The sequence below is a fragment of the Gloeotrichia echinulata CP02 genome (assembly GCA_038087035.1).
Classification (GTDB): Bacteria; Cyanobacteriota; Cyanobacteriia; order Cyanobacteriales; family Nostocaceae; genus Gloeotrichia; species Gloeotrichia echinulata.
Genome location: CP051187.1, coordinates 6,535,969 through 6,559,616, shown reverse-complemented (window position 1 = coordinate 6,559,616; position 23,648 = coordinate 6,535,969). Strand labels below are relative to the sequence as shown.

23 protein-coding genes are annotated in these 23,648 nt (G+C 44.0%); 19 read left to right on the top strand and 4 right to left on the bottom strand.

Annotation, left to right across the window (positions count from 1 at the left end):
• Positions 1-27 precede the first annotated feature (27 nt).
• From HEQ19_29210 to HEQ19_29185, 6 genes are all read left to right on the top strand, one after another.
• Positions 28-810, top strand: a complete 783-nt coding sequence (locus HEQ19_29210; GenBank protein WYM02955.1) for an ABC transporter permease — start codon at positions 28-30, stop codon at positions 808-810.
• A gap of 233 nt (positions 811-1,043) precedes the next feature.
• A complete protein-coding gene (locus HEQ19_29205; GenBank protein WYM02954.1) occupies positions 1,044-1,769 on the top strand; it encodes a pyridoxine 5'-phosphate synthase in 726 nt (241 codons plus the stop codon).
• On the top strand, positions 1,759-2,007 hold the full coding sequence (locus HEQ19_29200; GenBank protein WYM02953.1) for a hypothetical protein: 249 nt from the start codon (positions 1,759-1,761) through the stop codon (positions 2,005-2,007). The genes HEQ19_29205 and HEQ19_29200 overlap by 11 nt, the downstream gene beginning before the upstream one ends.
• Positions 1,988-2,692, top strand: coding sequence for a SnoaL-like polyketide cyclase (locus tag HEQ19_29195; GenBank protein WYM02952.1), 705 nt, complete (start codon positions 1,988-1,990; stop codon positions 2,690-2,692). The genes HEQ19_29200 and HEQ19_29195 overlap by 20 nt, the downstream gene beginning before the upstream one ends.
• 132 nt (positions 2,693-2,824) lie before the next feature.
• Positions 2,825-3,028: a MerR family DNA-binding transcriptional regulator gene (locus HEQ19_29190; protein ID WYM02951.1), complete on the top strand. Its 204-nt coding sequence runs from the start codon at positions 2,825-2,827 to the stop codon at positions 3,026-3,028.
• A 231-nt stretch (positions 3,029-3,259) separates the two neighbouring features.
• The gene (locus HEQ19_29185) at positions 3,260-3,553 is read left to right on the top strand and encodes a hypothetical protein (GenBank protein ID WZI67052.1); all 294 of its coding nucleotides are present in this window, start codon (positions 3,260-3,262) and stop codon (positions 3,551-3,553) included.
• Between the two features lie 54 nt (positions 3,554-3,607).
• On the opposite strand, the gene HEQ19_29180 is transcribed toward HEQ19_29185, so the two are convergent.
• Positions 3,608-3,907, bottom strand: a complete 300-nt coding sequence (locus HEQ19_29180; GenBank protein ID WYM02950.1) for a Uma2 family endonuclease — start codon at positions 3,905-3,907, stop codon at positions 3,608-3,610.
• A 466-nt stretch (positions 3,908-4,373) separates the two neighbouring features.
• On the opposite strand from HEQ19_29180, the gene HEQ19_29175 reads away from it, so the two are divergent.
• The gene (locus tag HEQ19_29175; protein ID WYM02949.1) at positions 4,374-4,703 is read left to right on the top strand and encodes an MgPME-cyclase complex family protein; all 330 of its coding nucleotides are present in this window, start codon (positions 4,374-4,376) and stop codon (positions 4,701-4,703) included.
• Between the two features lie 121 nt (positions 4,704-4,824).
• Complete coding sequence (locus HEQ19_29170; GenBank protein ID WYM02948.1) at positions 4,825-5,463, top strand: hypothetical protein; 639 nt, start codon at positions 4,825-4,827, stop codon at positions 5,461-5,463.
• Between the two features lie 44 nt (positions 5,464-5,507).
• On the opposite strand, the gene HEQ19_29165 is transcribed toward HEQ19_29170, so the two are convergent.
• The 3 genes from HEQ19_29165 to folD all read right to left on the bottom strand — a co-directional run bounded on the left by HEQ19_29165 (position 5,508) and on the right by folD (position 8,212).
• Complete coding sequence (locus tag HEQ19_29165) at positions 5,508-5,969, bottom strand: divergent PAP2 family protein (protein ID WYM02947.1); 462 nt, start codon at positions 5,967-5,969, stop codon at positions 5,508-5,510.
• Positions 5,970-6,261: 292 nt separating this feature from the next.
• Positions 6,262-7,191 carry a geranylgeranyl diphosphate synthase CrtE gene (crtE, locus tag HEQ19_29160; protein ID WYM02946.1) on the bottom strand — a complete coding sequence of 310 codons (930 nt, stop codon included), beginning with the start codon at positions 7,189-7,191 and terminating at the stop codon, positions 6,262-6,264.
• Positions 7,192-7,327: 136 nt separating this feature from the next.
• Entirely contained in the window at positions 7,328-8,212 is an 885-nt protein-coding gene (gene folD / locus HEQ19_29155; protein WYM02945.1) for a bifunctional methylenetetrahydrofolate dehydrogenase/methenyltetrahydrofolate cyclohydrolase FolD, read from the bottom strand.
• Positions 8,213-8,393: 181 nt separating this feature from the next.
• On the opposite strand from folD, the gene HEQ19_29150 reads away from it, so the two are divergent.
• The 11 genes from HEQ19_29150 to HEQ19_29100 all read left to right on the top strand — a co-directional run bounded on the left by HEQ19_29150 (position 8,394) and on the right by HEQ19_29100 (position 23,593).
• Positions 8,394-8,786 (top strand): hypothetical protein, encoded by a 393-nt coding sequence (locus HEQ19_29150; protein ID WYM02944.1) that lies wholly within the window; start codon positions 8,394-8,396, stop codon positions 8,784-8,786.
• 46 nt (positions 8,787-8,832) lie between these two features.
• Positions 8,833-9,270 carry an NUDIX hydrolase gene (locus tag HEQ19_29145; GenBank protein ID WYM02943.1) on the top strand — a complete coding sequence of 146 codons (438 nt, stop codon included), beginning with the start codon at positions 8,833-8,835 and terminating at the stop codon, positions 9,268-9,270.
• A gap of 72 nt (positions 9,271-9,342) precedes the next feature.
• Positions 9,343-10,446: an AI-2E family transporter gene (locus HEQ19_29140; GenBank protein WYM02942.1), complete on the top strand. Its 1,104-nt coding sequence runs from the start codon at positions 9,343-9,345 to the stop codon at positions 10,444-10,446.
• 15 nt (positions 10,447-10,461) lie between these two features.
• On the top strand, positions 10,462-11,661 hold the full coding sequence (locus HEQ19_29135; protein ID WYM02941.1) for an AAA family ATPase: 1,200 nt from the start codon (positions 10,462-10,464) through the stop codon (positions 11,659-11,661).
• Positions 11,655-12,338, top strand: a complete 684-nt coding sequence (locus HEQ19_29130; protein WYM02940.1) for a DUF4276 family protein — start codon at positions 11,655-11,657, stop codon at positions 12,336-12,338. Before HEQ19_29135 ends, HEQ19_29130 begins: the two co-directional genes overlap by 7 nt.
• A gap of 67 nt (positions 12,339-12,405) precedes the next feature.
• Complete coding sequence (locus tag HEQ19_29125) at positions 12,406-13,629, top strand: AAA family ATPase (GenBank protein ID WYM02939.1); 1,224 nt, start codon at positions 12,406-12,408, stop codon at positions 13,627-13,629.
• 53 nt (positions 13,630-13,682) lie between these two features.
• Complete coding sequence (locus tag HEQ19_29120) at positions 13,683-13,910, top strand: hypothetical protein (protein WZI67051.1); 228 nt, start codon at positions 13,683-13,685, stop codon at positions 13,908-13,910.
• A 180-nt stretch (positions 13,911-14,090) separates the two neighbouring features.
• Positions 14,091-14,309, top strand: coding sequence for a hypothetical protein (locus tag HEQ19_29115; GenBank protein ID WZI67050.1), 219 nt, complete (start codon positions 14,091-14,093; stop codon positions 14,307-14,309).
• A 100-nt stretch (positions 14,310-14,409) separates the two neighbouring features.
• Complete coding sequence (mutS, locus tag HEQ19_29110; GenBank protein ID WYM02938.1) at positions 14,410-17,001, top strand: DNA mismatch repair protein MutS; 2,592 nt, start codon at positions 14,410-14,412, stop codon at positions 16,999-17,001.
• A 713-nt stretch (positions 17,002-17,714) separates the two neighbouring features.
• A complete protein-coding gene (locus HEQ19_29105; protein ID WYM02937.1) occupies positions 17,715-18,287 on the top strand; it encodes a transposase in 573 nt (190 codons plus the stop codon).
• A 1,085-nt stretch (positions 18,288-19,372) separates the two neighbouring features.
• Positions 19,373-23,593: a chemotaxis protein CheB gene (locus HEQ19_29100; protein ID WYM02936.1), complete on the top strand. Its 4,221-nt coding sequence runs from the start codon at positions 19,373-19,375 to the stop codon at positions 23,591-23,593.
• The last annotated feature ends 55 nt before the right edge of the window (positions 23,594-23,648 follow it).

Genomic DNA, 23,648 nt, shown 5'->3' with positions numbered 1-23,648 from the left:
CGGTAGGTTGTGGGTTATTGGTGCAAGATGCAAAGATATTTGACAGTTCTAAAACTATTTTGGAGTACTGCTATTGCAGCAGAGATGGAGTATCGTGTCAACTTCCTTCTGGCTACCTTCAGCAGCTTGGGTAATCTGACGGGTAGTCTGTTTGGACTATTCTTATTTTACCGCACAGGCTACACTTTTAGTGGTTGGTCATGGGAAGCAGCTTTGGTTGTTGTGGGAATTTTTACCTTACTAGAAGGTTTTTCCTCGACATTTCTCGCCCCAAACCTAAATCGCATTGTTCGCCATGTCCAGGAAGGTACTTTAGATTTTGTACTCCTCAAACCTATCCGCAGTCAATTTTGGCTTTCTACTCATACCCTATCCCCTTGGGGACTCCCGGATTTAGTCTTTGGTTGTGTCATTATTGGCTACGCGGGTAGAAGCCTTGGTTTGGGTATCAGTAATTACTTAATTAGTGTGGTGCCATTGTGTTTTGGCTTAGTAATTCTTTACAGCTTGTGGTTTATACTAGGGGCGACTAGCATCTGGTTCGTGAAAATATACAACGTCACTGAAGTGCTAAAGGGTTTTATGGAAGCGGGGAGATATCCCATAGTAGCTTATCCTGTAGCTTATCGCTTTTTCTTTACCTTCGTTGTGCCGGTGGCTTTTTTAACTACGGTGCCCGCAGAGGCGATGTTGGGACGGGGTAATATCACCTGGTGGATAGGAGCCGGAGTTTTGGCGGTAGTGCTATTTTTGGTTTCTACTTGGTTTTGGGCGTTTGCGTTGCGATTTTATACCAGCGCTTCGAGTTAGGGAGTGCCACTTATTACAATACTGCTCGGTTAAGGAAATAAAGTAGGCTGAAACCCTTCAAATATCCTTGTCTATCATGTCCAAAAAAAGCTTAACCGAGCAGCATTGAGAGTTATTATTCTCCCATGCCCAATGCCCAATGCCCTATGCCCCATTTTGAAATGAACATCCCGAAGCTTTAACCAAGATTTACGGTAAAATCAACACAGGACAATGGATAGGGAGAAATAGGGGTGCCTACACTCGGCGTAAATATTGACCATATTGCCACGATTCGCCAAGCCCGGCGCACGGTGGAACCAGACCCCGTAGCAGCGGCGGTCCTAGCAGAATTAGCGGGTGCAGATGGAATTACGGTGCATCTGCGGGAAGATAGACGGCATATCCAAGACAGAGATGTGCGAATCTTAAGACAAACGGTGCGAACTCACTTAAATCTAGAAATGGCTGCTACAGATGAAATGGTAGCGATCGCCCTCGATATTAAACCCGATTATGTGACTTTAGTCCCCGAAAAACGCGAAGAAGTCACCACAGAAGGCGGTTTAGATATCCTTGGGCAAGTTACTAGAATCGGTGACATCGTTGATAAATTGCAGAATGCTGGCATTCCAGTTAGTCTGTTTATTGATGCCGATCCATCACAAATTGAGGCATCTGTCAAGGTGCAGGCCAAGTTTATTGAATTGCACACTGGACAATATGCTGAGGCTAAAGATGAAACAACTCGTAAGCGGGAATTAGCCGTCTTAGCTCAAGGATGTGAGCAAGCGATTAAAGCTGGATTGCGCGTCAATGCTGGACATGGACTCACATACTGGAATGTGTATCCTGTAGCTTGTTTTCCAGGGATGGAAGAACTCAACATTGGTCATACTATCATCAGTCGGGCTGCCTTGGTAGGTATAGAAAGAGCAGTCCGCGAGATGAAACAAGCCATAGTGGGGAATGGGGCATAGGGCATTTGTCATTGGTCATTTGTCATTGGTCATTGGTCATTGGTCATTGGTCATTGGTCATTGGTCATTGGTCATTGGTCATTTGTCATTTGTCATTTGTCATTTGTCATTACTCATTACTCATTACTCATTACTCATTACTCATTACTCATTACTCATTACTCAGGGGTTGTGGCTGCGTAATCTTGAAAGAAAGAAAAACTTAAACAAAAACTACTATGAGCGCAACAGAATCTAACAGCCTTCCGCTTTGGGTGCAAGATCGCGATCGCGTGATTGCTGAAAGCACTGATGCCCAATGGCGCTATCAGACACCACCAGATTATACCCGTTCCAAAGAAAATCTGGCTAAAGAAAGTACCCAAAATCACCTTGAAGGTACACTAGAAGCGATCGTGCAAAACTTGGTGAGAACCTTCGAGATGGAGGTATCTTTTAAAACTAACCCGCAGCAGTGGTTGTCGGTTGTCAATGACAAGTTTCGCGTCAGCACCAATGGCGGAGTAGAGTACACAGCCGCTGATGTATCCGCCCAAGGTACTTACAATTTATTCATGGCTGATTCCCAGCATTATAAAGCTTCTGAAGAAACCTTTGAAACATCAGCACAACTGTTTCAGACAACATTTCCCCAAGGATTTCCCTGGGAAGTGTTGGAAGTTTACTCCGGTCCACCAAATGTGACATTTAAATGGCGACACTGGGGACATTTTAACGGTGCGTACAAAAATTATGCACCCACTGGAGAGACTATAGAAATCATCGGTATGAGTGTTGCGAAAGTGACCGAGGATTTGAAGATTATTTCCTTGGAACACTACTTTGACAATACCCTGTTTCTCGATAAACTCACATCAAAGGGTGACAGTAAGGGAAGTGGTTGTCCCTTCGGTTCTTGGTTTAAAAAAGTCAAGAAGATTTAACCTAATTGCGTAATTTCCCGGACTCGTCCTTTGGCGATCCGGGGATATAAGCGAATAAATTAGAGGGTTGATTACTGTTGACACAATACCTAGGATTTCCTAAGATGTGGCTGATGTAAATCGCGTAAAACTATGGATAGGTACGTAACAATAAGCGAAGCCTCCCAAATAAAAGGAGTCAGTATAGATACTTTAAGGCTATGGGAAACAAAAGGCATACTTATACCTGAGAGAACTATTGGTGGTCATAGACGTTATAAGCTATCTGGCTCTTCCGTACTTAGCGTGCTGAATTTGTTAAAAAATAAGTTTGAAACCCTTGCGTGGCTCCGATAAAAGCCATTATTTTTTGTATTTGAGATCCTGTTACTAAAAATCAAATTATAAACGCCTGTAAGCCTTGTTATTAAAGCAATTTAATCGACTTTCATTAATAATTAAGCACGCTACACACGCAAGAGCCAATTATATCGACTATTAGAATCGATATTCTCAAACAGAGGTATAAGTCTTTACAAGACAAACCCAGCCTACACAAGTTTAATTGGGTTGGTAAAATACTTAAGAATGTATGGTCTCAGTAGTGACATTGCAGCAGCGTTAGTCATTGCCAGACGTGGTATGAACTTATCAGAAAGATTACCTGCATCCACGCAAGCTTATCTAGATGTGAGGTCTAGAAAACACATGTGGAGCAGTTGGTCAAAACTAAATAACGTAATTCGTCAAGGCGTTGATGTCAAGTCTAGACATGACTATTACAACGTTCCTAACTGGAGTGTTTTGGTTAAGACACACGTTGAGCAGGTATCTAGTAGTAATACAGGTGTTAGCCGAGCGTGTGTCAAGCATAAGCGTTAAAACATCTTGACGTAAAGTTACACCGTGGGCTTATGTCTAGGTTTTCCTAGATTTTTAGAAGCGGTAGGGATGCTGTTGGCTATAATCTCGCTTTTTCACAACAGCAATATCTGGTTCTGGCTCTGAGTCAGATAGGGTGATTGGTTTACCTTGACGCGCCCACCAACCCTCACCAAATAACCGCTCCAAGTAACGAGCAGATGTTTCACATCGGTGTGCGTGTCCTGGTCCTTCAGGTGCTATATCAATTATTTCTCCTCGGATTAATTCGCACCTGTGTTCTGCCAATATTCCCGATGCAATAATACAATGATAATCATCGACAGTCCAGCGATGGGGTAGCAGAGTCGTCATTGTACACTCATCAGAAAAATGGGTAGAAACCCCGTCCTTGTAGGACGGCTTTACAAGCCCCTTGCGGGGACTGGTTTTTAAAATGGCGATAAACCCAGGAAACCAGTAAAACCTGTGTGAAGTCCCTTCCCGCAACACAGATAAGATACCTTGCCTTTACGCAACGCCTAACCAATTAGGCTTGCAGATAGTCCAGACTAGGGAAGTATCTGGAAGTGCGTACCAACCTGTGTCTCAATGCGGTATTCACCTCTTGCGTTGTCCAAATTGGTTTAGACAATCCTCGCCCTTCAAGGGTGAGGTTGGTGAACCAATGGTTATTGATATCTTTAGGATACAAGATAGACTACTATTTTAGTTTGAAGTGACTAAGGTAGGGAATGAAGATTCAAATAGAAAACCTATACCAGTATAGGACTTTGTGGTAATAGTTTATTATTATTCTTGAGGAAGCAAAGGATAGAAAATGCAAACATACTATTACGTTTTAGCCAGTCAAAAATTTCTGTTACAAGAAGAACCAATAGATGAGGTTCTTAAAGAACGTACCCGTCACTACCACGAACAAGAAAAAGAAATTGATTTTTGGTTGATTAACCAACCAGCATTCTTGGAAGCACCTGAGTTAGCGCAGGTAAAACCGAAGATTCCCCAACCAGCAGTAGCGATTATTTCTACCAATCCCCAATTTATTACTTGGCTCAAACTACGATTAGAATACGTCAGCACCGGCGAATTTCAGGCTCCTTCTGACACAATTCCTAATCCTTTAGCATCCCTAGCCGCTGTCAGCTAAGTGCTGAGTGGGGGAAATGAGGGAGTACTCATGATTATTCCCCCTTATCCCCCCATCTCTCCATCCCAACTGGGGAACAAAAAGAATTTTGTTGAAATCTTTGGAGAAAATACAATTATTTATGTCTGAGACTGTTGTGCAAAGATTTCAAAATTTACCAAGTGTTTTGGTGTTAGCGATCGCTGGTTTGATGGGTGGTATAAGTTCTGTTACCGCTCAACAAGCTATTCCCATTTGTCAACCTCCCAATGGCGGAGAATATCTTTTATTGGTAATTAGTCCCACAGCAGAAAATCAAAGACAGCTGCGTAATGCTTTACCGTCAGAGATTAAGACCACAACCTGTCAATATCTCAAGGATACAGTGACGCGGATTGGTGGGTTTAATAAAATTGACGATGCTAATCGGTGGGCGAGATATATTAACAATATTGTGGGATTATCTGCCATCATCACCACCAGACCTGTAGAAGCGCCACGGGCTCCGACAATCAGCTATAACCCCCAGGCTTTGGGAGAGGGTTATGCTGTATTGGTCGATTATTTCAATCGCCCAGAACTAACAAATACTGTGCAACAAGTGGTGGGAGGTGATGTAGGTTTTGCTTCTTATGGACAACGCCCTTACTTGCTGGCAGTTTACACCACCAACCAAAAAGAAGCATATAACACATTGCAGAAATTGAACGAGCGGGGTTTTGTTGCCTATCTAGTAGATAGTCGTAAGGTGATGCTACTGCGGTCAGTTGTGCGTTTGTAGTCAGTCTAGGGACTAGGGATTAGGGTTAATATTAGGACTCTGGACTATGGATTAATTAATATCCTAGCCAACCAAGATGTGGTAATACCCAAAGCAGCCCCAGCTATTACCTGAACTGGTGTGTGTCCCAGCAATTCCTTGAGACGGTCTTGGCTAAAATCGTGCTTTTCATCAAATAATTCATCAATCATTTGATTGAGAATCCGAGCTTGTTTACCAGCGGCTTGGCGCACGCCAGCCGCATCATACATAACGATGATAGCAAAAACCGTAGCCAGCGCAAAGTCAGGAGATGCCCAACCGAGAGTTTGTCCTACACCAGCGGCTAGAGCGGTAACTAGGGCTGAATGGGCACTTGGCATACCTCCGGTTGTCACTAAAACACGCACATTTAACTTGCGGTTTTTGATTAGCTCGATCACGAGCTTCAAACCTTGAGCAATAAAACATGCTGCTAGCGCAACCATCAGCACCCGGTTGTCTATGATGTCGCCTATGTCCTGCATGGTATTTTGGTTAGGTTATTGACATAAATATTAGCAGCAGTTGTTTTGTTCACAAACATTTTCGATGCAACCCAAAATCCAAAATCCAAAATTCAGCTAGTACTCCACCACACAAACTTTGTCGGTTGGTAGTGAGGGATAAATCGCTCAAGACAGGACAGTTAGTGCTAACTATGTACTTCTGAAAGTTGCCCCCTCAGATTACTAGTACAGGTTGGCAAAAATCAAGTTACCATGTCACAAAGCTCAAAGGGCAACGGAATTCTGGAATTTTGAATTTTGCGTAGCGGTACTAGTGATTGCGACTGACGATAAAGTGAGCGATCGCCTTTAGGGGTTGCGATTTTTCTCCAAAATAGTCTAATTCTGCACAAGCGTCCACAATTAGCTGTTGGGCTTTGATGCGCGATTCCTCAATACCCCAAAGACTGGGATAAGTCACTTTCTGAGCTTTTAGGTCTTTACCTGCGGTTTTGCCTAACTGTTCTTGGGTCGCAGTGATATCTAGGATATCATCCACAATTTGAAATGCCAGACCAATATTTTGAGCATAGCGAGTCAGCCGTTGCAAATCTTCAGATGATACCCCTGTCAAAATTCCCCCACAAACAACACTAGCCTCTAATAGAGCCGCTGTCTTGTGGTTATGGATAAAATTCAGCGTCTCCAGGGTTGTATCCAACTTACCTTCTGATTCTAGATCAACTACTTGACCGCCCACCAAGCCAGCGGCGCCCATCGCCCGTCCCAGACGAGCAATTACCTGCAATACTTGATCACTGGGGACATTTTTGGGAGTGTGAATGGCGACAAACTCAAATGCATAAGCCAACAAACCATCCCCAGCCAAAATCGCGACATCTTCACCATATATCTTGTGATTTGTCAACTTACCGCGCCGATAATCATCATTATCCATCGCCGGTAGGTCATCGTGAATCAATGACATTGTGTGGATCATTTCCAAAGCACAGGCTGTTGGCATCGCCATTTCGATAGTACCACCAGTCATTTCACAGGTAGCAAGACAGAGAATAGGACGCACACGCTTACCACCAGCTAATAGGGAGTAGCGCATCGATTCGTAAATTTTTTCTGGATAAATGATGGGAAATGCCTTATCCAGAGCAATTTCACACAGCCGTTGTCGCTCTTTGAGATAAGCTGACAGGTTAAACGTGGCTACTTCTGGCGTCTTATTAAGTTTATCAGTTGCTACCATGCTGAAAAGTCCTAAAATTTTGGTTTATTTGTCATGTCATATAAGACACAATTTTAAGGTGCTTTGGATCTCAAAGAGTCAATTGTCAGTTGTCAATTGGAAATACTTTTAATTCCCAACTCCTCACTGATAACTCCTAACTCCTCACCCCTTGACGCCTTAAATAGCTGGTAAATGTATTTTCCAACAAAATGGCGACAGTCATCGGACCTACACCCCCAGGAACTGGAGTAATAAATTCTGCCACACCAGCAGTTGATTCAAATTCGACATCCCCAACTAAGCGGCTTTTACCACTAGCATCGGTAATGCGATTCATCCCCACATCTACCACAACAGCGCCTGGTTTCACCATGTCAGCAGTAATCAATCCAGGACGACCAACAGCGGGAATTAAAATATCGGCATTTTGGGTGATGGCTTTCAAGTCGTGCGATCGCGAGTGGGCAATGGTAACAGTAGCATCAGCTTCCAGTAGCATCAAGGCCATGGGCTTACCAACTAAAATACTACGTCCCACTACTACCGCCTGTTTTCCTTGCAAGGGAATATTATATTCCGCCAATAGCCGCATTACACCATAGGGGGTGCAGCTGCGTAATCCCGGTTCACCTCGTACCAGTCGCCCTAAATTAACTGGGTGGAGTCCGTCGGCGTCTTTATCGGGATCGATTTGATGTAATAGGCTAACAGCGTCCAAGTGTTGCGGTAGGGGTAACTGTACAAGAATCCCATCCACTCGTTCATCACGGTTGAGTTCCGCAATTACCGCTTCTAGTTCCCCTTGGGTGGTTTGGGTGGGAAAATGCTTACCAAAGGACACAATACCCACTTTTGTGCAGGCTTTTTCTTTATTGCGTACATAAGCCGCAGATGCTGGATTATCTCCTACCATCAGCACAGCTAAACCAGGGGGGCGTCCAATTTGTGTTTGTAATTCTGTAATCCTTTGAGCTAATTTTTGCTGAATTTTTTCAGCTAAAGCTTTACCATCAAGCAGTTTTGCAGTTTTGGTTTCCATGATAATTAACAGAAGATTGGTCTTAAGTCAAGGGTCTAGAGTCCATAGTCCATAGTCCAAATCTTGACCCTTGACGGTTGACCCTTAACCGGGGAATTGAGACATGGGGCGCAAGGCCTTGCGCCCCTACAACAAATGTGCTTCAAATAAATGAAAATTGCTGTAAACAAGTCAAGTACTAATGGAAAAAACGAAACTTTTTTATTTTCTCATGCCCTATCGTCTCGGATTTACCTTTGTGCTGGTATGGACACTTTGTGGTTGTGGTGCATTAAAACCCCTTGGCGTTAATGGCGATAACTTCAGATTTGGCAGCAATGTCACCCCAATTGGCGAAATTAAACCAAAACCAGACAATCAAGATACAGTTTACATCCAAGGTAAGGTGGAAAAGCAAGTTCCCTTGATCAAAAAATGGGCGTATCAAATCAATGACTCAACTGGCAAAATCTGGGTAGTCACCAATCAAAATAATGTGGGAGAGGGAAAACAAATTGTGATTAAGGGGAAAGTCCGCTACCAAAGTATTCCCTTAGCTGGTAAGGAATTTGGAGAAGTTTATGTAGAAGAATAGTCATAATTATAACGTCAACTAGTCAAAAATGATCAAAAATTAATTTATGAACAATCAAGAGGTGCATGTAGCGATCGCTATTCTCTACCAGAATGATCAGTTTCTCATGCAACTACGAGACAATATCCCCACAATTCCCTCCCCTGGTTGCTGGGCGCTATTTGGCGGACATCTTGAACAGGGTGAAACGCCAGAGATGGCCGTGCAGCGGGAAATCTTAGAAGAAATCGGCTATATTCTACCACATTTTTCTTTTTTTGGTTGTTATGCCGATGAAAAAGCTGTGCGTCATGTCTTCCATGCACCACTATTGGTGGAATTAAATCAACTGGTGCTGACTGAAGGCTGGGATATGGGTTTATTAACAGCCCAAGATATTCGTCAGGGTAGCTGTTATTCGCAAAACGCCGGGGAAGTGCGGCCTTTTGGTCTGATGCATCAGCGAATTATGCTAGATTTCATTGAGAAATACCCGAAATATTAACCAGTCCCCAGTCCCCAATACCCAGTCCTCAGACGCCACAATAAAGTTAGAGATGTTGTGAAGTCACCACTCATGCAAACAGCAAACAAACTACCGCGATGGTTAAGTATCGGATTGGCGTTTCCTGTCGCCATTCTCAATGGTTGGCTATTACTCCAGCTTGTGCAGTATTTTCAACCGTTGATAAGTATTTTTGCTGCCGCTGTGATCCTAGCTTTTGTGTTAAATTATCCAATACAATTTCTCAAGCAACGCGGGGTGCAACGTAACCTCGCTATTGGGGGAGTTTTATTATTGGCTGTAGTAATTTTAGTAGCTTTAGGCATCATCCTCATACCACTGATTATCGAACAGCTCAACGAATTGGCTAATATTTTACCGAGTTGGATTGATTCTGGTACTCAACAGCTGCAAGCCTTCCAAGATTGGGCTTTAAAACAACAAGAACTTCCCATTAATGTAAGTGGCTTAGTCACACAAATTTTAGACCGATTATCCAGTCAAATTCAATCATTTACTGGCAAAATTCTCACATTCGCTGTCGATACCATTGGCATTGTTCTCAACTTCCTGCTGGCGGTGGTGCTGACTGTATATATGGTAATGAATGGTGAAAGTCTCTGGGACGGAGTTTTTCAGTGGCTTCCTCCTCATATCGGTCCAAAAGTCCGACAATTACTGCGAGAGGATTTCCATAATTATTTCATCGGTCAAGCAACATTAGGTGCGGTGTTGGGAGTAACGATAATTTTAGCATTTTTAGCTCTGCAAGTTCCCTTATCACTACTTTTTGGCATCGGGATTGGCTTTTTCTCACTCTTTCCCTTTGGGACTGGTATAGGTATTGGGATAGTCAGTTTTTTAGTGGCGTTGCAAAACTTTTGGTTAGGCGTGGAAGTCGCAGGTATATCTGTAGCAATTGACCAAATAAATTCTAATTTTGTTGCACCGCGTATTTTGGGTAATTTGACTGGGTTAAATCCCGTTTGGGTGGTAATTTCCTTACTGATAGGAGCAAAATTAGGAGGCGTTTTAGGTTTATTAATTGCTATACCCATTGCCAGTTTTATTAAGGATATCGCAGATAGTTGGCGAGCAGGGGAGTTTAATCAAATAGTTGAAATTGAGACAGAGACTGCAAATGTGGTGAGTGAAACCACAGGATCTTACAGTTAATATTCAAACCCCAAAATGGCAGGAAAAAGATTCATTCAGAAAATTAGGTTACAAAACTTCCTTTCCTATGGAAGTGAGGGCGAAGAAATTGAATTGCAACCACTAAATGTGCTAATTGGTCCGAATGCGTCTGGTAAGTCAAATTTAATAGAAGCGCTGGGAATTTTACGGGCGACACCTACAGATTTACCAGCCCCATTTCGTCAAGGGGGAGGGGTTAAAGAGTTTCTCTGGAAAGGTTCACAAGAAAATCCAGTAGCTAAAATAGAAGTTACGTTAGATTACCCACAAAGAAACCAAAATTTACGTTATCAGGTTAGCTTGACATCAACTGGTCAAAGATTAGAGTTGGTGGATGAATCTGTAGAAAATGAACAACGATATCCAGGGGAAGAAGATGTCTATTTTTACTATCGTTATCAACGGGGTCGTCCGGTTTTAAATATCAACAAAATAGATAATGATGGGGAATCGATTAGACGTTCTCTTCGCCGGGAAGATTTGATTCCCGATCAATCTGTTCTATCTCAAATAAAAGACCCAGATTTGTATCCAGAACTATCTTATCTCAGCACAGAATTTTCTAATATCGGATTATATCGTAACTGGCAAATGGGGCGATATTCCGAACAAAGAAATGCTCAAAAAACCGACTTACCAGAACATCCTCTACTAGAAGACGGGAGTAATCTAGGTCTAGTTTTGAACAATTTACAACATCAAATAGGTACTAGGAAAATTCTGGATAAGCTGAACAAGTTTTATGATGCTGCGTCAGAACTGAGTGTAAGAGTATATGGCGGTACAGTACAGATATTTATTCGTGAAGAGGGTCTGATTCAACCAATTCCCGCAAATCGTTTATCCGATGGGACATTGCGTTATTTATTTTTAATGGCTTTGCTTCTTGACCCAACTCCACCGCCACTTATATGTATTGAAGAACCAGAAATAGGGCTACATCCAGATATTTTACCAACGATAGCAGAAATGCTAATTGAAGCATCTCAGAAAACCCAATTAATTCTGACAACTCACTCTGATACTTTGGTTTCTGCTTTGAGTGAATATCCTGAATCAGTCATAGTTTGTGAACGCGATGATACAGGTTCTCACCTGCGCCGTCTTGATTCCCAGAGACTTAAAAAATGGCTGGAAAACTACACTCTTGGTGAATTATGGCGAATGGGTGAAATTGGGGGGAATCGATGGTAAAGGAAATTCGCATCTATATAGAAGGCGGTGGTGATAAAAAAGACCAGAAAGGTTTTATCCGCAAAGGGTTTAGTAAATTTTTCAATCCTCTGGTTAAAATAGCATGTAGTCAGAAAATTAAATGGCAAATTATTATCTGTGGTACCCGTAATAACGCTTTACGTGATTTCAAAAATGCTTTAATATCTCATCCCGATGCTTTTAATGTATTGCTTGTTGATGCAGAAGCACCTGTGAAAGTACAATCACCTTGGGGACATTTGAAGTCTAGGGATAACTGGGATATACCATCAGGAGTGGATGATAGTCATTGCCATTTAATGGTACAAGCAATGGAAGCTTGGTTTATAGCTGACATTGAAACGCTCAAAAAATTTTATGGACAGGGATTTAAAGAAAATGCTATTCCCAAAAATTCTCATGTCGAGATGATTGATAAAGATAGTTTGGAGCCAAGTCTGAAAACTGCGACTCGTAACACTATCAAGGGTGAGTATCAAAAAATAAAACACGCCTCAAAGCTGTTAGAGTTGTTAGACGTGGCTGAGGTTCGCAAGGCTTCACCATACTGCGATCGCCTCTTCACTACACTAGAAAAAAAATGGCTGTCTCAACCAACAACCTCACCGACGAGTAAATCATTGGTCCGCGTCAGACTTCCTTCTTGTGCAAGATGAAACCCGACTTTTAGTCGCCACCGCAAGATACAATTATTAAATAACTAAAATCTTTTTGGAGTGGGTCATGCTGAAGCAACTCATCCTCGAAAATTGGAAAAGTTTCCGTTATGCAGAACTTCCACTTGACCCTTTGACTGTTTTAATTGGGACTAATGCAAGTGGTAAGTCTAATGTGGTTGAAGCTTTAGAATTTCTCAAAAGAATTGCACAAGGCGCGAATATTGACGCAGCTTTAGCAGGCGATAAAATCCTTCCTTCTATTCGCGGTGGTGTTGATTGGGCTGCGCTTAAGCCTGAAACTCAGTTTACATTAAAGGTACTATTTGCAAGTGAAGATGAGAAAAGAGAGTATTTGTATGTTGCTAAAATACAAACCTTACCTTTTATTCGAGTTTTAGAGGAATATATAACAGTTGACAAGTTATTTTTAGCAGTTCCAATTCTCGATAAATTGTCTATTAATAATTATCATAATCATAACAGAAGTGGGTTGGTTGAAGGTCTGATTACCGCCATTAATGATAAAGAACCAACCTGGAACCAATCGAATGATAAAGATCTTATAATATTGACAAGACTTTATAGAACTAAATATATTGATTCAATTGCGGCGACTTTAGAAAATATTTTAGTTCTCGATCCCATTCCTTCTAAAATGCGCGAATATTCACGACTCTCTGACACTCTAGAAAGCGACGCCTCAAATATCGCAGGTGTTTTAGCAGCATTACCCGATGACAAAAAAACTGAAATCGAATCAACACTATCCGCATACCTGAAAGAGTTACCAGAAGGCGATATCCAAAAAGTATGGGCAGAAAAAGTAGGGAGATGGGGCACTGATGCTATGCTTTACTGTGAAGAAGAATGGAAACCTGGGCAAATCACAGAAATTGATGCTAGAAGTATGTCAGATGGCACCCTCAGATTTCTAGCAATTATCACAGCATTACTCACGCGCCCAGAAGGTAGTCAAATTGTTATTGAAGAAATAGACAATGGTCTACATCCTTCCCGCGCACAATTACTTGTGAGAATCTTACGCGAAATTGGTACTAAAAGGAAAATTGATATTTTACTTACCACCCACAACCCAGCTTTACTTGATGCTTTAGGTCCTGAGATAGTCCCATTTGTAGTTGTCGCCCACCGCGATTCAGAAACGGGAGAAAGTAAGCTGACTTTATTAGAAGATATTGATAACTTTTCTAAACTATTTGCATCATATTCTTTGGGGGATATGACAACAAAGGGTGCAATTGAAAGAAGCCTTTCTCGTGGTGAATAGTCAGGTTTTAGCACTGATAAACCCCTACAAATAATCTTGAAGCCACTACTAATATGAGAAAAGTGCTACTCATCGATACATCGCTGCTATGCGTTTGGTTAAAAGTTCCAGGTAAGGAAACTGCTGGTAATAATAAGTGGGATTTTGAACGTGTAAATCAGAAAATTGAGTTGGAAGTTGGTCAAGGAACAACATTGGTACTTCCTTTAGCTACTGTGATCGAAACAGGTAATCACATTGCACAGGCTAAAACTACAAATTCAGACAACAAACGTATATAGCGTTTCTCGCCCTAGTGAGGTACATCGGTAAGGGCACGGCACTGCCGTGCCCCTACATCGCGTGATACAATTTTGTACCTCATCTGAATAGGAAGTGCTATAACAGCTCAAGAATTTGCTAAAATTATAACTTATGCAGCAGATGAAACATCACCTTGGGCTAAATTCCGTGAGCAAATTGTGCTTTGGGAGGAGGAAAAATTAAAAAATTTAGCTGCTCAATTCCCCAACCAAGCTGTAGAAAAAACTTCTATGGGTGATGCCAGTATTGTAATATTAGGTGGACACTATCACCAAAAAGGCTACCATGTAGAGTTTCTCACCGATGATGACAAGCTCAAATCTCAGGAACCACCCCCACCACAACCACCTACGCGCCGTAGCAGTCCCAGGAAATGATGGAAATGATGAAAAAAATTAGCGCGATCGCCCACCGACTACCCCACATCAAGTTATAATCAGATATTGTGGCTATTGCGTGCGTCCATCTTAAGCATCTATGACCGCTTCTCACTCCGCTTCTGTGCCAACGGAACCCAATAACCCTTCTACACCTCACGCTGATACGCGGTTGGTAGACCGCAGCAAGCTGAGTAAAATGTACCAGCATTATGTGGAAGTGAAGGATAAATATCCCCATGCTCTACTACTGTATCGAGTCGGGGATTTCTTTGAAACTTTTTTCCAAGATGCGGTAACTGTATCGCGGGAATTGGAACTCGTCCTCACTAGTAAACACGGGGGTGAAGTTGGTCGGGTAGCGATGACTGGTGTCCCCCACCACGCTTGGGAACGCTACACTACCCAACTGGTGGAAAAAGGCTACGCAGTGGTCATCTGCGACCAGGTGGAAGATTCTTCCGAATCTGTGGGTTTGGTTAAACGGGAAGTAACCCGCATCCTCACTCCAGGAACTTTGCTGGAAGAAGGAATGCTGAAATCTAGTCGCAACAATTACTTAGCTGCTGTGGTAATTGCGGTTCATCATTGGGGTCTAGCCTATGCAGATATTTCCACAGGGGAATTCCTCACGACTCAAGGTAGTAACTTAGAACACCTGAGTCAGGAATTAATGCGTTTGCAGCCTTCCGAGGTGCTGTTTCCCACGAATGCTCCCGATTTGGGTAGTTTACTACGTCCGGGGGAAACTTCGCCGTCGCTGCCCCAATGTTTACCGCCGTCGTTTTGTTATAGCCTGCGATCGCAACTCCCCTTCTCCCAAAACGAAGCTAGACCCAGATTATTGCAGAAATTTAAGGTGCGATCGCTCGAAGGTCTCGGTTGTGATCATCTCCCCCTCGCTGTCCGCGCTGCTGGCGGTTTGCTGGAATATCTGGAAGATACACAAAAGGAAAACCCAGTCTACCTGCAGACCTTACGCACATATACCGTCACCGACTACCTAATTGTTGACCACCAAACCCGGCGTAACCTCGAAATTACCCAAACTGTAAGGGATGGCACCTTTCACGGTTCCCTGCTGTGGGCGTTAGATAGAACTAGTACTGCAATGGGAGGACGGGCGTTACGGCGGTGGTTATTGCAACCATTAATCGATATTAAAGGTATTCGCTCCCGCCAAGATACCATCGCCGAATTGATCGAAAATACCTCCCTGTGTCAAGATTTGCGGCAATTGTTACGCCAAATCTATGATTTAGAACGGTTGACAGGCAGGGCAGGTTCTGGTACAGCCAATGCTAAAGATTTAGTCGCTTTGGCAGATTCTCTATCACGCCTACCACAATTATCTGACTTAGTGGTTGATGCGCGTTCCCCTTTCTTAAAAGCGTTGCAGAAGGTGCCCCCTGTCTTGGAAGAATTGGCGCAAAAATTACACGCTCACATAGTCGAGTCGCCACCCATACATATTAAGGAAGGGGGTTTGATTCGCGCTGGGATAAATCCCCAGTTGGATGCGCGCAAAGCCACGGTAGAATCGGACCAACAGTGGATTGCCAATTTAGAAGTTGATGAAAGGGCAAGGACGGGAATTCCCACATTGAAGGTGGGATTTAATAAAACCTTTGGTTACTATATTAGCATTTCTCGCGCCAAAGCTGACCAAGTTCCTACTAATTACATCCGCAAACAAACCCTGACGAATGAAGAACGTTATATTACCCCAGAGTTGAAAGAACGAGAAGCGCGGATTCTCACAGCGCGGGATGATTTAAATCAGTTGGAATATGAGATTTTTGTCGCCTTGCGGTCAGAAGTAGGCGAACAAGCGGAAATCATCCGCAATCTTTCCCGCGCTGTCGCAGCAGCAGATGTGTTGTGTGGGTTAGCCCAATTGGCGGTACATCAAGGTTACTGTCGTCCAGAAATGGTCGCGGGACGGGAAATTGGAATTGTCGATGGGCGCCATCCGGTGGTGGAACAGTCCTTACCTTCCGGGTTTTTTGTCCCGAATTCGACGCGGTTGGGTCAAGAGTCATTCGTCACAGAGCAAGGACAAATGACTAATGACAGCCCAGATTTAATCATCCTCACAGGGCCAAATGCGAGTGGTAAAAGTTGTTATTTGCGACAGGTGGGGTTGATTCAGTTAATGGCGCAAATTGGTAGTTTTGTGCCGGCGAAGTTTGCCAAGTTGGGCGTGTGCGATCGCATTTTTACGCGGGTGGGTGCGGTGGATGATCTAGCTACGGGTCAATCTACATTTATGGTCGAGATGAATGAAACGGCGAATATTCTCAACCATGCAACTTCGCGGTCTTTGGTGTTGTTAGATGAAATTGGTCGGGGAACGGCGACTTTTGACGGTCTTTCCATAGCTTGGGCGGTGGCTGAATATTTAGCCTCGGATATTCGCTCGCGGACCATTTTCGCTACACACTACCATGAATTAAATGAATTAGCAAGTATTTTACCCAATGTCGCTAATTATCAGGTGACGGTGAAGGAATTACCTGAGCAAATTATCTTTTTGCACCAAGTCCAACCGGGGGGCGCAGATAAATCCTATGGTATTGAAGCGGGAAGGTTGGCTGGTTTACCTGCGGTGGTGATTCAACGGGCAAAACAGGTCATGGGGCAAATTGAGAAGCATAGTAAAATTGCAATGGGACTGCGTGAAGGTCTTTAGGTTCATGATAACGTACCCACATCCCCCAACGCTGGTAGGGGCGCAAGGCCTTGCGCCCCTACAAATTATCGAACACAGCGACAATTTAATAATAACGTACCCGCACCCCCCAACCCTCGTAGGGGCGCAAGGCCTTGCGCCCCTACAAATTATTGAACACAGCGACAATTTAATAATAACGTACCCACATCCCCCAACGCTGGTAGGGGCGCAAGGCCTTGCGCCCCTACAAATTATCGAACACAGCGACAATTTAATAATAACGTACCCGCACCCCCCAACCCTGGTAGGGGCGCAAGGCCTTGCGCCCCTACAAATTATCGAACACAGCGACAATTTAATAATAACGTACCCGCACCCCCCAACCCTGGTAGGGGCGCAAGGCCTTGCGCCCCTACAAATTATTGAACACAGCGACAATTTAATAATAACGTACCCACATCCCCCCAACCCTGGTAGGGGCGCAAGGCCTTGCGCCCCTACAAATTATCGAACACAGCGACAATTTAATAATAACGTACCCGCACCCCCCAACCCTGGTAGGGGCGCAAGGCCTTGCGCCCCTACAAATTATCGAACACAGCGACAATACCCATGCAAATTATCGAACACAACGACAATTTGATCGTAATTTAATCGAATTTACGCCTTGAGAAATTAATCGCGGCTATCGGGGAACAATACAAATATATCCATACTAACGTTCATAAGCGATGAAATACGACCCCGATAAACATCACCGTCAATCGATTCGTCTCAAAGGATACGATTATTCGTCTGCTGGTGGTTATTTTATCACTATTTGCACCCACCAACGAGAATGTTTGTTTGGTGAGGTTGTTGATGGGGCTATGCAGTTGAATGAATTAGGGGAAATTGTCGCCTTTGAATGGGAGAATACACCTAATATACGACGAGAAATAAAATTGGATGCATGGATTGTCATGCCAAACCATTTTCATGGGATTGTGTTTATTCAACCAGTCTCACCCCTCGTAGGGGCGCAAGGCCTTGCGCCCCTACAAACCGATACACCCCTAGCAATGAATATACCCAACCGAAAACCGCGATCGCTGGGAACGTTGATTGCAGGGTTTAAAATGGCTGTAACCAAGCGGATTAATATATTGCGAGATACACCAAGGGTGCCGATATGGCAACGCAATTATTACGAACATATCATTCGCAATGAGACAGCATTAGACAAAATTCGTGAATACGTGCAGACAAATCCCCAATCTTGGAATTGCGATCAATTGCATCCCCATAATCCTTCAAAATGGTAACCTAGCGCCACCCCTGGTAGGGGCGCAAGGCCTTGCGCCCCTACAAATTATTGAACACAGCCACAATTTAATAGTAACCTAGCGCCACCCCTGGTAGGGGCGCAAGGCCTTGCGCCCCTACAAATTATTGAACACAGCGACAATTTCCCCTACAAGCGATCGCTAATTCCGCCATGATCAAAATGTACCACCACCCCAACCCCCGTAGGGGCGCAAGGCCTTGCGCCCCTACAAATTATCGAACACAACGACAATTTCCCCTACAAGCGATCGCTAATTCCGCCATGATCAAAATCTACCACCACCCCAACCCTCGTAGGGGCGCAAGGCCTTGCGCCCCTACAAATTATCGAACACAACGACAATTTCCCCTACAAGCGATCGCTAATTCCGCCATGATCAAAATCTACCACCACCCCAACCCTCGTAGGGGCGCAAGGCCTTGCGCCCCTACAAATTATCGAACACAACGACAATTTCCCCTACAAGCGATCGCTAATTCCGCCATGATCAAAATGTACCACCACCCCAACCCTCGTAGGGGCGCAAGGCCTTGCGCCCCTACAAATTATTGAACACAGCGACAATTTCCCCTACAAGCGATCGCTAATTCCGCCATGATCAAAATGTACCACCACCCCAACCCCCGTAGGGGCGCAAGGCCTTGCGCCCCTACAAATTATCGAACACAACGACAATTTCCCCTACAAGCGATCGCTAATTCCGCCATGATCAAAATCTACCACCACCCCAACCCCCGTAGGGGCGCAAGGCCTTGCGCCCCTACAAATTATCGAACACAACGACAATTTCCCCTACAAGCGATCGCTAATTCCGCCATGATCAAAATCTACCACCACCCCAACCCCCGTAGGGGCGCAAGGCCTTGCGCCCCTACAAATTATCGAACACAACGACAGAAAAATTGCAGATTATTTCTATCTTAATTTTTATAGAATAGATAGGCTGATGGAATATGTGTCCGAAACATGATGATATCATTAAGATTAGTGAAAGTAAAATTCCTATAGCAATATTTTGCTCAATAAAAACGCAACATCCCGAACTCTGCTCGGTTGTAGACAATGAACGCTCAGGAATCCTCTGATAAATCTCAATCCAATTCAGTTGACGAACCACAAGAAAACCTGCCAGAATTATTTCCTATTGTTGGTATAGGAGCCTCGGCGGGAGGATTAGAAGCCTTTACCGAATTGCTGAGTCATTTGCCTACTGATACTGGTATGGGATTTGTACTGATTCAGCATTTGAGTCCCCATCAAAAAAGTATGTTGTCGGAAATTCTGGCTAGAACCACCCAAATGCCTGTAACTGAGGTACAGGATGGGATGACTGTGGCACCGGATCATGTCTATATAATTCCGCCAAATTCCTTGATGACTATTTCCCAAGGTATACTGCAACTCCATCCGCGTGATGAGACCCGTGTGCGGATGACAATCGATACGTTCTTTTATTCCTTAGCCACGGATCGCTTAAACAAAGCCATCGGAGTTGTGCTGTCGGGGGCCGATGCTGATGGTACTAGGGGACTGGAAGCCATCAAAGAGGCTGGCGGTATTACCTTTGCTCAGTCTGAAAAATCGGCACAAGTAAGTACTATGCCGAATACGGCTGTGGCTTCTGGTCATGTAGACTTTATTCTCACCCCCCAACAAATTGCAGCGGAAATAGCAAATATTAGCCTTCATCCCTACCTCAGACAACCAACCCCAACCAAACTAACAGATGTGATACCAGAAAGCGGTGATGCTCTTTCGATTATCTTCCGATTGCTGCGGACTGCTACAGGTGTAGACTTTACCCAGTACAAGCAGAACACCCTAAACCGACGAATTTTCAGACGGATGATTTTGTACAAGCTCGAAAAGCTGGAAGATTACGCTGAATATCTCCAAAATAACCCTGCAGAAGTTATTGCATTATATCAGGATGTGCTGATCACTGTCACTAATTTTTTCCGCGACCCCGAAGCCTTTGAAGCCTTAAAAACCAGCGTATTTCCGATTATTACCCAGGAACGCCAGGGCGATTCACCTATCCGCGTCTGGATAGCAGGATGTTCTACCGGGGAAGAAGCCTACTCTATTGCTATTTGCTTGCTGGAGTTTTTGAGAGTTAGGGGAATCCATGTACCCATCCAAATCTTTGCTACGGATGTCAACGAGGTGGTAATTGACAAAGCCAGAATCGGTATCTACAAGCCAAGTGAGATAGCTGATGTCTCCGGTGAACGTTTAGCGAACTTCTTTGTGAAAGTGGAGGGAGGCTACCAAATTAGTAAGTCAGTGCGTGAAGTGTGTGTTTTTGCTCGGCACAACCTGATGAGTGATCCGCCATTTTCCCGCCTGGATCTGATTACCTGTCGCAATGTGCTAATTTACTTGGGAGCTTCTGTACAAAAGAAACTGCTGCCCATTTTCCACTATGCACTCAAACCAACAGGTTTTCTGATGTTAGGCACTTCTGAGACTGTGGGTGAGTTTTATAACTTATTTGACACCGTTGACAAAAAGTACAAAATCTATTGTCGCAAAATATCATCAGAGCGATTGGGGATTGAGCTAATCCCTAGCAACTATACCTCAGAGGCTTTTAACGCTATAGCAACAACCAGAGAAGATACCTGGAACGACCAGGAAATACAGAAAGAAGCTGACAGGATAGTCTTGAGTCAATACGCGCCAGTTGGTGTAATTATTAATAATGAACTGGAGATTGTCCAATTTCGCGGACAGACTAGCAGCTATTTGCAGCCTGCACCGGGGAGACCCAGCTTTAATCTGCTGAAGATGGCAAAAGAAGACCTACGGTTAGAGCTACGTACCGCCATTCACCAGTCAAAAAAGCATAATATCCCTGTTACCAAGGAAGGCGTAAAAATCAGGAAAGATGAGCAAGTTAGGGAGGTGAAAATTGATGTGATTCCCTTCCAATCTGTGGCTGAGACAGAAAATTATTTTTTAATCCTGTTTCAGGATACCATAAAACAGGTAATTAGCGATAGCCCAGATAGGACTACTACCAGAAATCGCAGCAACATCAAGTCACAGCAGGGAAAACAAGCAAGTTTAGAACTGGAAAATTCCCAGATCAAACATGAGCTAGCCACCACCAAAGAATATCTGCAATCGATCATTGAGGAGCAGCAATCCACCAATCAAGACCTGAGAGCCGCCAACGAAGAAATCCTCTCCAGCAACGAAGAGTTGCAAAGCACGAATGAGGAACTGGAAACTGCTAAGGAAGAAATTCAAGCAACTAATGAAGAACTGAACACAATTAACGACGAACTACAACGGCGCAATCTCGAATCTATTCAGATTAGTAACGATTTGCAAAATCTCCTCAGCAGTATCAATATTCCCATCCTCATGTTAGGTGGCGATCTGCGGATTCGTCGTTTTACTCCGGTAGCTGAGAAAATCTTCAACCTGATTTCTACTGATGTGGGGCGCAGATTTAGTGATATCAATCACAAGTTGAACATTAGCAACTTAGAGGAACAAATTTTCGAGGTAATTCGCACCCTCAACTATAAAACCCAGGAAGTTCAAGATGACCAGGGTCATTGGTACGATTTGCGAATCCGACCATATCGGACTATCGACAACAAAATTGATGGTGCTGTGGTAATTTTAGTAGATATTGATGTCCTCAAACACAGCGCCCTGCAGCTAAAAATATCCAGAGATTACGTCCAAGCAATTGTGCATACCATGCGGGAGTCTCTAGTGGTGCTGGATACAGATTTACGGGTGATCAGTGCCAATCAGTTTTTCTACGACACATTCGAGGTGGAAAAAGAACAAACAGAACAGCGCCGAATTTATGAAATCGGTAATGGACAGTGGAATATTCCCCAGTTGCGATCGCTCCTAGAAGACATTCTCCCCCATCAAACCCAGTTTCAAGGAATGGAGGTTGAGCATAACTTCGATAATATTGGGCAAAAAATCATGCGGGTAAATGCCCGAAAAATGACAATAGAAGATGATCGGCAAATGATTCTGTTAGTGATTGAGGATATCACCCAGCAGAAGCAATTGGAAGGAGAACGTATTCAACTGTTGGCACAAGAACAATTAGCCCGGAATGCAGCTGAAGCAGCCAACCGCGCCAAAGATGAGTTTTTATCCATTCTCTCCCACGAACTGCGAAACCCGCTCAATTCTTTGTTGGGTTGGGCGCAACTGTTGCAAAAGCAGGAAGTTGATCACGCTACCATTAATCAGGGGTTGGAAGCCATTAAGCGCAGCGCTGAAGCTCAAGCCCGTCTGATTAACGATCTGTTGGACACCTCCCGCATTAGTTCCGGTAGGCTGCGTTTAGATGCGGAAACCGTTGAACTTGCACCAATAATTCAGGCTGCAACTGACGTTGTCCGCCTCTCAGCAGAAGCCAAAAACATTGAAATTGTATCCACCTTAAATACTTCACCCAGAAGCATCATAGCCGATCCAACGCGGTTACAGCAAATCCTTTGGAATTTACTCTCTAATGCCATCAAATTCACCCCATCAGGCGGTAGAATTGATGTCAGACTAGATTATGTTGGCAATCAGGCGCAAATCCAAGTGAGTGATACTGGTATAGGTATCACTGCTGAATTTCTCCCCTTCATATTTGATCGCTTCCGTCAAGCTGATGGTAGTAGGACGCGCACCAATACTGGATTGGGGCTAGGGTTAGCGATTGTTCGCCATTTGGTAGAACTCCACGGCGGTACAATTGAAGCCCAAAGTGCAGGTGTTGATCAAGGGGCAACTTTTACAATTATCCTACCTCTGCGAACTGAGCAGCAACAGAGAGCAGTACCAATTTTACAAGAGTCAACCGTCACCACAGATGAGCCAGAATCGCCAACCGATGACATTCCATCCCTAGCAGGTGTGCGGGTACTCGTCGTAGATGATCAAGCAGATATCTGCCAGTTATTTAAAATCATACTGGAAGATGGCGGCGCACAAGTGACACAGGCTGCATCAGCAAGGGAGGCGCTATCATTGATGAATTCTCACCCAGGTGGGTACGATGTACTTTTAACAGACATTGGGCTACCACGGGAAGACGGTTATGCACTGATTCGTCAGGTCAGAGAGTTGAGTCCCCAAGTCGGGGGACAAATTCCCGCTGCAGCCCTTACAGCCTATGCTGGAGATGCAGAGAAACAAAAAGCTTTAGCCGCAGGATTCCAAATGCACTTCGCTAAACCCATCGAACCGTTGCAATTGTTATCTGTAGTTGCTACCTTGGCGGGAAGAATCTCCGGGACTGACAGTTAACAAAATCTCCAATAAGTAGGGTGCGTCAGGAGCGAGAAAACTTGTCAATCGCAAG

What these genes read in the sequence shown, in the direction of transcription:
- HEQ19_29185 (WZI67052.1), top strand. Translation starts at nt 3,260, where the DNA reads ATGTATGGTCTCAGTAGTGACATTGCAGCAGCGTTAGTCATTGCCAGA.
- HEQ19_29130 (WYM02940.1), top strand. Translation starts at nt 11,655, where the DNA reads ATGGTAAAGGAAATTCGCATCTATATAGAAGGCGGTGGTGATAAAAAA.
- HEQ19_29175 (WYM02949.1), top strand. Translation starts at nt 4,374, where the DNA reads ATGCAAACATACTATTACGTTTTAGCCAGTCAAAAATTTCTGTTACAA.
- HEQ19_29190 (WYM02951.1), top strand. Translation starts at nt 2,825, where the DNA reads ATGGATAGGTACGTAACAATAAGCGAAGCCTCCCAAATAAAAGGAGTC.
- HEQ19_29150 (WYM02944.1), top strand. Translation starts at nt 8,394, where the DNA reads ATGGAAAAAACGAAACTTTTTTATTTTCTCATGCCCTATCGTCTCGGA.
- HEQ19_29125 (WYM02939.1), top strand. Translation starts at nt 12,406, where the DNA reads ATGCTGAAGCAACTCATCCTCGAAAATTGGAAAAGTTTCCGTTATGCA.
- HEQ19_29210 (WYM02955.1), top strand. Translation starts at nt 28, where the DNA reads ATGCAAAGATATTTGACAGTTCTAAAACTATTTTGGAGTACTGCTATT.
- HEQ19_29165 (WYM02947.1), bottom strand. Translation starts at nt 5,969, where the DNA reads ATGCAGGACATAGGCGACATCATAGACAACCGGGTGCTGATGGTTGCG.
- HEQ19_29145 (WYM02943.1), top strand. Translation starts at nt 8,833, where the DNA reads ATGAACAATCAAGAGGTGCATGTAGCGATCGCTATTCTCTACCAGAAT.
- HEQ19_29140 (WYM02942.1), top strand. Translation starts at nt 9,343, where the DNA reads ATGCAAACAGCAAACAAACTACCGCGATGGTTAAGTATCGGATTGGCG.
- mutS (WYM02938.1), top strand. Translation starts at nt 14,410, where the DNA reads ATGACCGCTTCTCACTCCGCTTCTGTGCCAACGGAACCCAATAACCCT.
- HEQ19_29195 (WYM02952.1), top strand. Translation starts at nt 1,988, where the DNA reads ATGAGCGCAACAGAATCTAACAGCCTTCCGCTTTGGGTGCAAGATCGC.
- HEQ19_29180 (WYM02950.1), bottom strand. Translation starts at nt 3,907, where the DNA reads ATGACGACTCTGCTACCCCATCGCTGGACTGTCGATGATTATCATTGT.
- folD (WYM02945.1), bottom strand. Translation starts at nt 8,212, where the DNA reads ATGGAAACCAAAACTGCAAAACTGCTTGATGGTAAAGCTTTAGCTGAA.
- HEQ19_29200 (WYM02953.1), top strand. Translation starts at nt 1,759, where the DNA reads ATGGGGCATAGGGCATTTGTCATTGGTCATTTGTCATTGGTCATTGGT.
- HEQ19_29135 (WYM02941.1), top strand. Translation starts at nt 10,462, where the DNA reads ATGGCAGGAAAAAGATTCATTCAGAAAATTAGGTTACAAAACTTCCTT.
- HEQ19_29105 (WYM02937.1), top strand. Translation starts at nt 17,715, where the DNA reads ATGAAATACGACCCCGATAAACATCACCGTCAATCGATTCGTCTCAAA.
- HEQ19_29170 (WYM02948.1), top strand. Translation starts at nt 4,825, where the DNA reads ATGTCTGAGACTGTTGTGCAAAGATTTCAAAATTTACCAAGTGTTTTG.
- HEQ19_29100 (WYM02936.1), top strand. Translation starts at nt 19,373, where the DNA reads ATGAACGCTCAGGAATCCTCTGATAAATCTCAATCCAATTCAGTTGAC.
- HEQ19_29120 (WZI67051.1), top strand. Translation starts at nt 13,683, where the DNA reads ATGAGAAAAGTGCTACTCATCGATACATCGCTGCTATGCGTTTGGTTA.
- crtE (WYM02946.1), bottom strand. Translation starts at nt 7,191, where the DNA reads ATGGTAGCAACTGATAAACTTAATAAGACGCCAGAAGTAGCCACGTTT.